This is a genomic window from Solirubrobacter phytolaccae, assembly GCF_027587195.1.
Taxonomy (GTDB): Bacteria; Actinomycetota; Thermoleophilia; order Solirubrobacterales; family Solirubrobacteraceae; genus Solirubrobacter; species Solirubrobacter phytolaccae.
In genome coordinates this window covers 83,420-95,239 of record NZ_JAPDDP010000007.1, presented here as the reverse complement: position 1 = coordinate 95,239, position 11,820 = coordinate 83,420, and the positions used below count along the sequence as shown (strand labels likewise).

Sequence of the window (11,820 nt, the reverse complement as noted above, 5' to 3'; positions counted from 1 at the left end):
CCCCCCGTACTCGACCGCCGCGTCCGTTTAGGGATCGTTGCCTCACCCAACTGGGGGGTCGTGGCGCGCCGACGCTGTCCGCGTGAGCTTCGGCGCGCCGCCCGTGAGCTTCGGGCCTACGACGGCAACTGCCAGCGCTGGTTGGCGCCCCCGTGGCAGTCGTAGATGATCAGCCGCGTGCCGTTGGCGGAGCCGCCGCCCGCGGCGTCCAGGCAGCGCCCGGACTGCGGGTTGCGCAGTGTCCCGTTCGCCTGCGCGACCCACTGCTGCGCGCCGGACCCGTTGCACTCGAAGAGCTGCGCCACGGTCCCGTTGGCCGTGCCGCCGCCGGCGACGTCCAGGCACTTGCCCAGCGCCTCGACGGTCCCGTCCTCGGTCACGCTCCAGCGTTGCGCGGCGGTGCCGTTGCAGTCGAAGAGCTGGACCGCCGCCCCGTTGACGCTGCTCGCGCCCGCGATGTCGACGCACTTGCCGCCGACCCCCACGATCGGCCCGCGCGGCGACACGACCTCGCGCGCGGCCGGCACGGTGACCGTGCCCGTGAGCTGGACGTCACGCGAGGAGCGCCCGACATAGATCGGGACGCGCCCGCCCGGGGTGACCCACGCGCCGGTGGCCTCGTCGAAGTACGAGAAGGCCCGACGCTCGAGCGTCACCGTCACGCGCTCGCGGCCGTCGGGATCGAGCGTCACCTTCGCGTAGCCGGCGAGCTGCTTCGGCGGCGTCGGCACCGTCGTCGGCAGCTGGCCGACGTAGACCTGCGCGGTCTCGGCGCCCGTCCGCGCGCCCGTGTTGCGCAGCGTGAACTGCACCTGCACGTTCGCGCCCTGGCGGGTCACCGCGAGGTTGCGGTAGGTGAAGCTCGTGTACGAGAGCCCGTGCCCGAACGGGAACAGCGGGTCCAGGCCGGCACGGTCATAGCCGCGATAGCCGACGAAGATCCCCTCGTCGTGCTCCACGGTGAGGTCGTCGAGCGTGTCCCACGGGTTGCGGATCCCCAGCTGCTTGGGCTGGTTCTCGCTGCGCGGGAACGTGATCGGCAGCCGGCCCGACGGGTTCACGTCGCCGAACAGCACGCTCGCGATCGCGTTGCCCTGCTCCTGCCCGCCGAAGTAGGAGTCCACGACGCCGTCGACCCGCGACAGCCACGGCATCAGCACCGGCCCGGCGGCGCCGAGCACGACCACCGTGTTGGGGTTGACCCCGGACACGGCGCGGATCAGCTGGTCCTGGTCGTTGGGCAATGTCATCGAGTAGCGGTCGCGCTGCTCGCTCTCGAACGTCGCCGCGAACACCACCGCGACGTCCGCCTCGCGCGCCGCTTCCACGGCGTCGCGGACGTCGGGCGCGTACGCGTTGGCGGGATGCGTCCAACCGAGCTGCAGCGACGCCGGCTCCAGCCCGACGAACGGCCGCGTGGCGCGGTACTCGACCACGACCTCGTGCTCCTCGCCGGCCTGCAGGTTCAGCGTCGCGGTGCTCTCCGTCGCCCACTCGCCCGCCTCGGTCGCGAGGTCGATGACGGGCGCGCCGTCGAAGAACATCCGCGCCTCGCCCCAGCCCGTGAGCGCGAACGTGTACGCGCCGGTCGTGGGCACCGTGAACGTGCCGGTGAAGCGCCCCGAGCCGGCGGTATCCGGGGTCGGTGTGAGCTGCGAGCCGTAGAGGCTCGCGAAGGCGGACCCGCCGCCGATGAAGCCCTGGTCCCAGCGCACGCCCGGATCGGTGCGCGTGACGAGCGGCGCGCCGGTCAGGTCCGTGGAGGTGAAGTACGTGGCCTGCAGGCCCACGGCGCCGGTCGGCGTCGTGAAGACCGACGACGGCGCGGCGGCCGGGCCGCCGAGCATCGACGTCGGGCCGACGGGATCCGAGCCCGGGGCGTACCGGACGTCCACGCCACCCGGCGCGCGGTCCTGGATGCCCTGCAGCAGCGACACCTCGTAGGTCGGCGTGACGTGCGACGCGCCGCCCTGGGCGCGAGCGCGGTTGGCGTCGCCGCCGATGACGGCGACCGAGCCCAGTCGCCGGCCGTTGAGCGGCAGCACCGCGTCGCTGTTCTTGAGCAGCGTGATGCCCGCCTCGGCGATCTCGCGCGTCGCCGCGCCGTGCTCCTCCACCGAGAGCGCCGACGGCTCCGGGTCGTCCTCGAACAGGCCGTGCTCGAACATGGTGCGCAGGATCCGGTGCACGTGCTCGTCGACCGTGGCGACGGTCACCTGGCCGGACTGGACCGCGGCGATGATCGTCTCGGGCGTGTAGAACTGCCGGTTGCCGGTCTCCATGTCGAGGCCGTTGTTGAGCGACTGCACGGTCGAGTGCGCGGCGCCGAAGTCCGTGATCACGAAGCCGTCGAAGCCCAGCTGGCGCTTGAGGATGTCCACCAGCAGCAGCCGGTTCTGGCACGCGTACTCGCCGTTGAGCTGGTTGAACGAGCACATCGTCGAGCCCAGGCCGTTGTCCACGGCCGCCTCCCACGGCGGCGTGTAGATCTCCTGGACCGTGCGCTCGTCCGCGACGGCGTCATAGGGCGCGCCGCGGTTGATCTCCTGCGTGTAGACGTTGTAGTGCTTGAGGTCCGCGATCACGCCGAGGTCCTTGACCGCGCGCACGTACGGGCCGACGAGGCTCGCGGTGAGGAACGGGTCCTCGCCCTCGGTCTCGTTCGCGCGCCCCCACCAGGGGGTCCGGATCATGTCGCCGTTCGGGCCGAGCAGGACGTTGCCGCCGACCTGCCGGACCTCCTCGGCCACCGTGCGCCCGTAGCGGGCGGCCAGCCCCGGGTCGAACGTCGCCCCGAGCAGCAGCGGCGACGGCATCGCGGTCGCCCGGTTCTCGGTCTCCGGCAGCGTGACCCCGCCCAGCCGCAGGCCCGCGCCCGCGTCCAGCATGCGCAGCGACGGTACCCCCAGCCGCTCGATGCCCGCGTTGAAGTACGCCCAGCTCGTGCCCGTGTTGGTGGACATCAGCTCGGCCTTCTCCTCCAGGGTCATGGCGGCGATCACCAGATCCGCCCTTCGGTCCGGGCCGAGCGCCGGATCGTCCCATGGCTGCTGCGCAGTTGCCGCAGCCGGAAGCACCAACGCTCCGATCAGAGCGCCACACACCAGCTTGCCCCGCATTCCTACCGCCCTTCTGGACGCCCTCCCCTGGGCTGGTCCCTGACCGCGAACATCACAATCGCGGCGACTGCTCGCGGGCAGTCGATCACCGCGCGGCGGGCGGCGCGGACGGGATGGTCAGAGCGCCGACAGCGGCCGCTGGAACCGCGGCGTCACCGCGGGCTCCGCCTGCGGCTCGGCGATCGTGTAGCCCTGCGCGAAGTCGCAGCCGAGGCCGCGGAGCGTCGCGAGCTGCTCGGCCGTCTCGACCCCCTCGGCGATGCTGGTCATGCCCAGCGTCGGGGCCAGCTGGACGACCGCGCTGATGATCGCGTGGGCGGTCGGATCGGTGGCGGTCGCGGCGAAGCTCCGGTCGAGCTTGAGCACGTCCAGCGGGAGCTGCTGGAGCCACGTGAGCGCGGTGTTGCCGGCCCCGAAGTCGTCGAGGGCGAGGCCGAAGCCGCGGTCGCGCAACACGAGCAGCTGCGCGCGGATCGCGGCCACGTCGACCGCGAGGACGCGCTCGCTGACCTCGAAGCAGACGCCGTCGGGCCGCACGCCATGCACGCCCGCGAGCCGGCTCACCGCGTCCGGGAGCAGCGGGTCGCGCAGCTGCTCGGCGGCGAGGTTGACGAACACCCGCGGCGGGTGCTCCAGGCGCTGCCAGGCGACGGCCTGCTCCAGCGCCCGCTCGATCGCCCACGCGCCGACGCGGTGCATCAGCCCGGCCTCCTCGGCGACCGGCAGGAACGCGGCCGGCACGAGCAGGCCCCGGTCGGGGTGCTGCCAGCGCAGCAGGGCCTCCGCGCCGGCGAAGACCCCATCGCTCGTGCGGACGATCGGCTGCCAGTGCAGGACGAGCTCGTCCCCGTCCAGCGCCCGGCGCAGCTCCTGCTCGGTCCGCGTCCGGTCGACCAGCGCGCGCCGCAGCTCGGGGTCGAACACCTCGATGCGGTTGCGTCCCGCGCGCTTGGCCTTGTACAGGGCGGCGTCGGCGTGCGCGATCAGCGTGTCCGCGTCCGCGCCGCCCTCGTCGGTGGAGACGCCGATCGACAGCGTGACGCGCGCCTCGAGCCCCGGCCCGAGCTCGTAGCTGCCCGTCGCGGCCGCGGCGATGCGGTGCGCGATCTGCCAGGCGTCCTGCTCGGAGCGCAGGTCCTCGCTGAGGATCGCGAACTCGTCGCCGCCGAGCCGCGCGACGGTGTCCGAAGGCCGCAGGGCGCTCGCCATCCGCCGGACGAGCTCGATCAGCAGCCGGTCCCCCGCGGGGTGGCCCATCGTGTCGTTGATCTGCTTGAAGTGGTCGACGTCGACGAGCACGACGCCGACCGGGTGCCCCGTCCGCGCCGACCGCGCGGTCGCGCTCTTGGCGGCCTCGACGAACCAGCGCCGGTTCGGGGTCGCGGTCAGCACGTCCTCCAGCGCCTGCTGCTGGAGCAGGCGCTCGACCTGGCGCTGCTCGGTCACGTCGCGCACGTTGAGGACGACCCCGTTGATCGCCTCGTCCGCGCGATGGTTGGTGGCGCGCACCTCGGTGAAGCGCACCGAGCCGTCGGCCCGGACGACCCGGAGCTGGCCCGAGACCGTCTCCCCGCGCGCCACCGCCTCCACGGCGTCGAGCAGCTCGAGCGCCGCCGGCAGGTCCTCGGGATGGATGAACGTGTCCCAGCGGAAGTCGTCGAGCTCGGCGATCCGCCGGCCGATGAACCGGCTCGTCGCGGGGCTGGCGTAGGTCACCTCGCGCTCGAGGCCGATCACCAGGATCGCGTCCATGGCGTGCTCGACGAGCGACCGCAGCCGGCGCTCGCTGCGTTCGCGCTCACGCCGCGCGCGCTGCGTGGCGGTGACGTCCTCCACGCAGTTCTTGATCAGGACGACCCGCCCGTCGGCGCCGAGCACCGGCGTGTTGTTCGGGCGCCACCAGCGCTCCTCGAACACCATGCCGTCGGCCGTCGGCTGCGCGAGGTCGTAACGCAGGGTCGGCATGGTGTCCGCGCGCCCGGTCCGCAACACGCGCTGCAGCGACGCGCGCAGGTCGCGCTGCCCCTTGGCCTCCGGATCGTCCGGGTTGCCGGGGAACGCGTCGAAGAGGTTGATCCCGAGCAGATCCTCGCGCCGGCGGCGGGTCATCGCGAGGTACGTGTCGTTGACCTCGCAGATGCAGAAGTCCGCGTCGAGGACCAGGCACGGCGTCGGCCCCGCCGAGAACAGCGCGGCGTAGTCGATGGGCGACTCGCGAAGGATCTGCGGGTCATACCGGATTCGTTACAGGTGTACGCGGGCTGACAGAACGCGAACGCGTCAACTATTGACATCACCGTGGTGTTGCAATGACACCAGAGTGGTGTCATACTGACGCCCATGCAGATCGGCCAGTACGTCGAGGAGCTCCAGCGCCAGCTCCTCTCCGCCGCCGCGGCGGGAGATCCCGAGACCCAGGCCACCGCCGACCGGCTGGCCGTCGCGCTGGACGCGGCCGCCCGCCTGGCGATCATGGAAGCGCTGTCGGATGCGGCGGGCGAGATCACGCGGGAACTCGCTCCCGGGTCCGTGGACCTGCGCCTCCGTGGCCGCGACGTCGAGTTCGTCGTCGCCAAGCCCACCGGCGAACCGGTGGTGTCATCCGTGACGTCACCTGCGAGCGACCCACCCGCGCCCGCGCCTGAGGACACCGACGACGAATCGACCAGCCGCACCACGCTCCGGCTGCCGGATTCGCTCAAGGCCCGCGCCGAGGCCGCGGCGAACGCGGACGGCATCTCGCTCAACGCGTGGTTCGTCCGCGCGGTCGGCGCGGCGCTGGAGCCGCGTCGCAGCACCCCGCAGACGCACGGCAGCTCGTTCACGGGGTGGGTGCGATGAGCGCGTACTCCGTCGACGGCACGGCTTCGGTCCGGGTCGAGATCGAGGTCGGCAGCGTCCGGGTCATCGCGCGTGCACGCGAGGACGTGGCCGTCGACGTCTCGCCCAGCAACCCCAACCGCGGCGGCGACCGCGCGGCCGCCGAGGCGGTCCGCGTCGACCAGACGGGCGGGGAGATCGTCGTCCGCGGGCCGCACAAGCCCAGGATCTTCGGCGCCGGCAAGGACTCCGTCGAGTTGGTCGTCGAGGTGCCCGAGGCGTCCGACGTCGCGGCGGTCGTCAAGTTCGGCTCCGCCCGGCTCGCGGGGCGCTTCGGCGCCGTCCGCGCCGAGGTGCCGTTCGGCGAGCTCTCCGTCGACTCGGCCGAACGGCTGGAGCTCAAGGGCGGGCACGGCGACTACCGCGTCACCCACGTCGCCGGCGACGCCGACCTCCGCTTCAAGTCCGGCATGATGCGCGTCGGCCACGTCGGCGGCCGGCTGCAGCTGACGGGCGCCGACGGGCCGATCACGGTCGACCGCGTCGACGGGCCGGCCGAGGTCAAGACCTCCAGCGGCTCGTTGGAGATCGGCACCACCGCCGCCAACGCCACCATCCGCGCCGCGTACGGCGGCATCCACGTCCGCGAGGCGATCCGCGGCGTCGTCCGCATCGACGGCTCCTACGGCAGCGTCGACGTCGGTGTGCGCTCCGGCACCGCGGTCTGGCTCGACGCCACCTCCCAGCACGGCGTCGTGCGCACCGACCTCGCCGCCGACTCCGGTCCCGGCTCGGGCGAAGACACGCTCGAGCTCCACATCCGCACGGGCTACGGCTCGATCGACGTCCACCGCTCCGAAGGGTCCTGATGACTTCCGCCATCCAGCTCGAAGGACTGACCAAGTCCTTCGGCGAGAAGGTCGTGCTCGACCAGCTCGACCTCGACGTCGCCGCCGGCCGCGTGTTCGCCCTGCTCGGGCCGAACGGCGCGGGCAAGACGACGACCGTCCACATCCTCTCCACGCTCATGCGCCCGGACGCCGGCGTCGCCCGCGTCGGCGGCCACGACGTCGTCGCCTCGCCGGAGGCGGTCCGCGCCCTGATCGGCGTCACCGGCCAGTTCTCGGCCGTCGACAACCTGCTCACGGGCGAGGAGAACCTCCGGCTCATGGCCGACCTGCGCCACCTCGGCCGCAAGGAGGGTGCCCGCCGCACGGCGGAGCTGCTCGAGCGGTTCGACCTGGCGGAGGCGGCGCGCAAGCCGCTGTCCACCTACTCGGGCGGCATGCGCCGCCGGCTGGACCTCGCGATGACGCTCGTCTCGCGCCCGCAGATCGTGTTCCTCGACGAGCCGACCACGGGCCTGGACCCGCGCAGCCGCGCGGAGATGTGGGACATCGTGCGCGAGCTCGTCGCGGCCGGCACCACCATCTTCCTCACCACCCAGTACCTGGAGGAGGCCGACCAGCTCGCGCACCGCGTGGCCGTGCTCGACCACGGCGTCATCGTCGCCGACGGCACGCCCTCCGAGCTCAAGCGGCTCGTGCCGGGCGGGCGGATCCACCTCGAGTTCGAGGACCAGCCGGCGTTCGACGGTGCCCTCGCCGTGCTCGAGGACGCCACCCGCGACGACGCCGCGCTGGCGCTCGACGTCCCCAGCGACGGCAGCTTCGCCTCCATCCGCACCGTGATGGACCGCCTGGAAGCCGGCCGCGTGGAAGCGCGCGCCCTGACCATCCACACTCCCGACCTGGACGACGTGTTCCTCGCGCTGACCGGTCACGACGCCCCGAAGGAGGTCGCTCAATGAGCACCCTCGCCCACACCGTCGCGGACTCCAGGACGATGCTGCGCCGCAGCCTCCTGCACGCGGTCCGCTACCCCGTCATCACCTACCTGGTCCTGACGCCGCTGATCTTCCTGCTGCTGTTCGTCTACGTCTTCGGCGACACGCTCGGCGCGGGCATCGGCGGCGAGGGCACGGACGCGTACCTGCAGTACGTCGTGCCGGGCGTCCTGCTGCTCACCATCGCCGGCGGCGTCACCGGCCCCGCGTTGTCGGTCTCCAAGGACCTGACGGAGGGCATCATCGCCCGCTTCCGCACGATGGACATCTCCCGCTCGGCCGTGCTCACGGGCCACGTCCTCGGCAACCTCGTGCAGGTGCTGCTCGCCACGGCGATCGTCACCGCCGTCGCGCTGCTGATGGGCTTCCGCGCGCCCGCGTCCGTGCTGGACGTGCTGGCCGCCGCGGCCCTGCTCGCGGCGATCGGCTTCGTGCTGTGCTGGCTGGGCGCGGCGTTCGGCGTGTTCGCGAAGGGCGTCGAGAGCGCGAGCAACCTGCCGATGCCGCTGATGATCCTGCCGTTCCTGGGCAGCGGCTTCGTGCCGACCGAGTCGATGCCCGGCTGGCTGCAGTGGTTCGCGGAGCACCAGCCGTTCACGCCGTTCATCGAGACGCTCCGCGCGCTGCTGTTCGACACCGAGCTCGGCTCGAACGGGTGGCTCAGCCTGGTCTGGATCCTCGTGCTCGGCCTGATCGGCTGGCTCTGGGCGCGCTTCCTCTACGAGCGCAAGACCGTGCGCTAGGCGTCGCGCCCGGACTTCTGCTGGGCGGCGAGCACCACGCCGGCGCGGTTCTTGTGGGCCCGCTCGTACGCGAGCACCACGACGAACCGCTCGCGGGCCGCGCCGTCGAGGCCGAACCGCACGCCGTCCACGTCCAGCGCGTCGTAGCCCGGCCACGGCTCGTGGCCCAGCCACGCGTCGATCCCGGCGAGCACCTTGGTCCGGTTCTGGTGCGTGCGCTCGTGGTGGCCGAGCTTGGCGAGGTCGTTCGGCTTGAGGTCGCTCAGCGCCGCGAGCACCTCGTCGGCGCTCAGCTTGTCGTAGCGGGGGAGCGGGAGCGTGACCGGCGAGACGTCCTGCTCGCGCGAGACCACCTGCTCGCGCGTGGGGGCCTCGGGTCGACCGCCGCCCAGGTCTCGCAGCATCTTCCGTGGGGACTTCATGGTGCCTCGCTTCCATACCCCTTCGAAGAGGAAGACGCCGAGGAAGAAGAGGTGAGCCCGAGCGCTTGTGCCCTTTGCAGCGTACCGCCTCGACCCCCTCCGATCGTGAGGACTGACAGCATGCGCGTGTGGACGTCTCCTTTCTCGCGTGGGCCCTCACCGTCGTCGGCATCGCCGGCCTGCTGGCGTTCGACTTCATCTTCCACGTGCGAAAAGCGCACGTGCCGACGCTGCGGGAGGCCGCGACGTGGTCGGCGCTCTACATCGGGATCGCGATCGCGTTCGGCGTCGGCGTCATGGTCCTCGGCGGCACGACGATGGGCACGGAGTACTTCGCGGGCTACGTGACCGAGAAGGCGCTGTCGGTCGACAACCTGTTCGTCTTCCTGATCATCATGACCAGCTTCGCCGTGCCGCGGGCGGACCAGCAGAAGGTCCTGCTGTTCGGGATCGTGTTCTCGCTGATCGCCCGGACCGGGTTCATCTTCCTCGGCGCGGCGCTGCTGAACACGTTCGCGTGGGTCTTCTACCTGTTCGGGCTGATCCTGCTGATCACCGCCGGCAACATGCTGCGCCCGCACGGCTCGGACAGCCAGTCGGGCGACAACATCGTCGTGCGGATCGCGCGCCGGCTCTTCCCCACCACCAACCACTACGACGGCGACAAGCTGTTCACGATCGAGAACGGCAAGCGCGTCCTGACGCCGATGCTGCTCGTGATGGTCGCGATCGGCGGCACCGACATCCTGTTCGCGCTGGACTCGATCCCCGCGATCTTCGGGCTCACGCAGAACACGTTCATCGTCTTCACGGCCACGGCCTTCTCGCTGCTCGGCCTGCGCCAGCTGTACTTCCTCATCGACGGCCTGCTCGACCGCCTCGTGTACCTCGGCTACGGGCTCGCCGCGATCCTCGGCTTCATCGGCGTCAAGCTCGTCCTGCACGCCCTGCACGAGAACAACGTGCCGTTCATCAACGACGGCGAGCACGTCGACGTCACCGAGATCAGCACCGGCCTCTCGCTCAGCGTGATCCTCGGCGTGCTGATCATCACCGTCGTGGCTTCGCTGCTGAGTCGCTGGGGCCGCGCGCAGAACACGATCGCGGCCGCCCGCCGCCACGCCAAGGAGTACCTGGAGGTCGTCGAGAACGACCTGCCGCACCGCGAGAAGATCTTCGCCGCGCTGTGCGCCGAGGAGAACGAGCTCAAGACGCTGCCCGAGAAGTACCGCAAGCGCATCCGCGAGGAGGAGCAGCTCATGGACCTGCTGCGTCAGGCGCACGCGGTGCACGCCGAGCAGCACGCCGCCGCCTAGCGTTTCGTCAGGAGCCCGAACCGCAGCTGGAGCGCCGGGTCGAACGTCTTCTCGGCGCCCTCCACCCCGGCCCGGACGACGACGACCTGCTTGCGCTCCCAGAGCGGGAGCACCGGCACGTCGCGGGCGAGGATGTCCTGGAGCTGGCCGAAGAGCGCGGCCCGCTCGCTCGACGTGCGCGACGCGAGCTGCCGGTCGAGCAGCCCGTTGACGGCGGCGTTCGCGTAGCCGTTGACCATGAACCCGCCGTCGCGCAGGAACGGCGAGAGGTAGTTGTCGCCGTCGACATAGTCGCCGAACCAGCCGAGACCGTAGAGCGGGAACTGGTGCGCGGAGAACGCCGACTCCTTGTAGGGCTCCCACGCCTCTGCGCCCACCTTGACCGTGAACAGCCCGCTCGCCTCGAGCTGGCGGCGGAGCTCCTCGAACGCGGCCGCTTCCTCAGGGCCGTACTGCGCCGGCGTGTACCAGGCGTCGAGCGCCACCGGGGTCGTGACTCCGGCGGCCGCGAGGATCGCCTGCGCCTTCGCGACGTCCGGCGCCCCGTACGCCGTCTGGAACACCGGCTTGGCTCCGTGGAGCGCCGCCGGCAGCAGCGAGTACAGCGGCGTCACCGTGTCGGCGTAGACCGTGCTCGCGAGCGCGGCGCGATCGACGACCTGCGCGATCGCCTGGCGCACGGCGAGGGTGTTCGTCGGAGCCTTGTCCGTCTGGAACACGAGGTAGTGGATCTCAGAGCCCGGCCCTTCGAGCACCCGCACACCCGCCGCCGTCTGCGTGCGCAGCTGGGCGATCTCGGCCGCGGAGAAGCCGCGGAAGGCGACGTCGACGTCGCCCTGCTCGATGGCGATCTTCAACGACGTGCTCTGCTCGAAGTACTGCACGTCGACCCGCTTGGTCTTCGCCTTCGTCCCCGAGTACCGCGCGTTGCGCGAGAGCACGGCCTGTTGGTGCGCGACGTACCGGTCGAGCTTGTAGGCCCCGGAGCCGATCACCTTGCGGTCGGCCAGCAGGCGCTTGGCCGGGAAGACCCGCCTCGGAACGATCGCGCCGACCGTGTGGGTGAGCACCGCCGGCCACGTGCCGTCCGCGCTCTTCAAGTGCATCGTCACCGTCCTCGTGCCGGTCACCTCGACGCGGTCGAGGTTGCGCAGCAGCGTGTACGGCCCCATGGAGTCGGCGATCCTCCGCACGCGGTCGAGCGAGAACTTCACGTCGGCCGCGGTCAGCGGGTCGCCGTTGGAGAACTTCAGCCCGCTGCGCAGCGTGCACACGTACGTCTTCGCGGTCTTGAACGCGCAGCGCTCGGCGGCGTCCGGCCGGGGCTGGTTGCCACCCGCCGGGATCTTCAGGAGGTTCTGGAAGAGGTTGCCGATCAGCTGCTGCGAGCCGAGGTCGTACACCCCCGCGGGATCGAGTGACACCACCTGATCGGTCGTGCCGACGGTGATTGAGCCCGCCGCGGCGTGCGCCACGCCGGGCGTGATGGACAATGTGGCGAGCACGAGCCCCGCGAGCACTTTGACGTTCCTCATCAGTGCCCGCGAGTCTACG

At 71.5% G+C, this 11,820-nt stretch carries 9 protein-coding genes; 5 read left to right on the top strand and 4 right to left on the bottom strand.

Annotation, left to right across the window (positions count from 1 at the left end; genetic code table 11):
• Positions 1 to 116 precede the first annotated feature (116 nt).
• Positions 117 to 3,002, bottom strand: a complete 2,886-nt coding sequence (locus OJ997_RS05805) for a glycoside hydrolase family 3 C-terminal domain-containing protein (protein WP_270024108.1) — start codon at positions 3,000 to 3,002, stop codon at positions 117 to 119.
• Between the two features lie 234 nt (positions 3,003 to 3,236).
• Entirely contained in the window at positions 3,237 to 5,309 is a 2,073-nt protein-coding gene (locus OJ997_RS05800) for a putative bifunctional diguanylate cyclase/phosphodiesterase (protein WP_270024176.1), read from the bottom strand.
• A gap of 150 nt (positions 5,310 to 5,459) precedes the next feature.
• Here OJ997_RS05800 and OJ997_RS05795 point away from each other — a divergent pair, with 150 nt between their 5' ends.
• The 4 genes from OJ997_RS05795 to OJ997_RS05780 are packed head-to-tail and all read left to right on the top strand — an operon-like array spanning position 5,460 to position 8,528.
• Positions 5,460 to 5,960, top strand: coding sequence for a toxin-antitoxin system HicB family antitoxin (locus tag OJ997_RS05795; protein WP_270024107.1), 501 nt, complete (start codon positions 5,460 to 5,462; stop codon positions 5,958 to 5,960).
• Complete coding sequence (locus tag OJ997_RS05790) at positions 5,957 to 6,808, top strand: DUF4097 family beta strand repeat-containing protein (protein WP_270024106.1); 852 nt, start codon at positions 5,957 to 5,959, stop codon at positions 6,806 to 6,808. Before OJ997_RS05795 ends, OJ997_RS05790 begins: the two co-directional genes overlap by 4 nt.
• A complete protein-coding gene (locus OJ997_RS05785) occupies positions 6,808 to 7,749 on the top strand; it encodes an ATP-binding cassette domain-containing protein (RefSeq protein ID WP_270024105.1) in 942 nt (313 codons plus the stop codon). Before OJ997_RS05790 ends, OJ997_RS05785 begins: the two co-directional genes overlap by 1 nt.
• Positions 7,746 to 8,528, top strand: coding sequence for an ABC transporter permease (locus OJ997_RS05780; protein ID WP_270024104.1), 783 nt, complete (start codon positions 7,746 to 7,748; stop codon positions 8,526 to 8,528). The genes OJ997_RS05785 and OJ997_RS05780 overlap by 4 nt, the downstream gene beginning before the upstream one ends.
• On the opposite strand, the gene OJ997_RS05775 is transcribed toward OJ997_RS05780, so the two are convergent.
• Positions 8,525 to 8,950 carry a hypothetical protein gene (locus OJ997_RS05775; protein WP_270024103.1) on the bottom strand — a complete coding sequence of 142 codons (426 nt, stop codon included), beginning with the start codon at positions 8,948 to 8,950 and terminating at the stop codon, positions 8,525 to 8,527. The two genes, OJ997_RS05780 and OJ997_RS05775, sit on opposite strands and share 4 nt — an antisense overlap.
• A gap of 128 nt (positions 8,951 to 9,078) precedes the next feature.
• Between OJ997_RS05775 and OJ997_RS05770 the strand changes: the two genes are divergently transcribed.
• Positions 9,079 to 10,266 (top strand): TerC family protein, encoded by a 1,188-nt coding sequence (locus tag OJ997_RS05770; protein WP_270024102.1) that lies wholly within the window; start codon positions 9,079 to 9,081, stop codon positions 10,264 to 10,266.
• Here the strand turns inward: OJ997_RS05770 and OJ997_RS05765 are convergent.
• A complete protein-coding gene (locus OJ997_RS05765) occupies positions 10,263 to 11,801 on the bottom strand; it encodes an ABC transporter substrate-binding protein (protein WP_270024101.1) in 1,539 nt (512 codons plus the stop codon). The two genes, OJ997_RS05770 and OJ997_RS05765, sit on opposite strands and share 4 nt — an antisense overlap.
• Between the last annotated feature and the right edge of the window lie 19 nt (positions 11,802 to 11,820).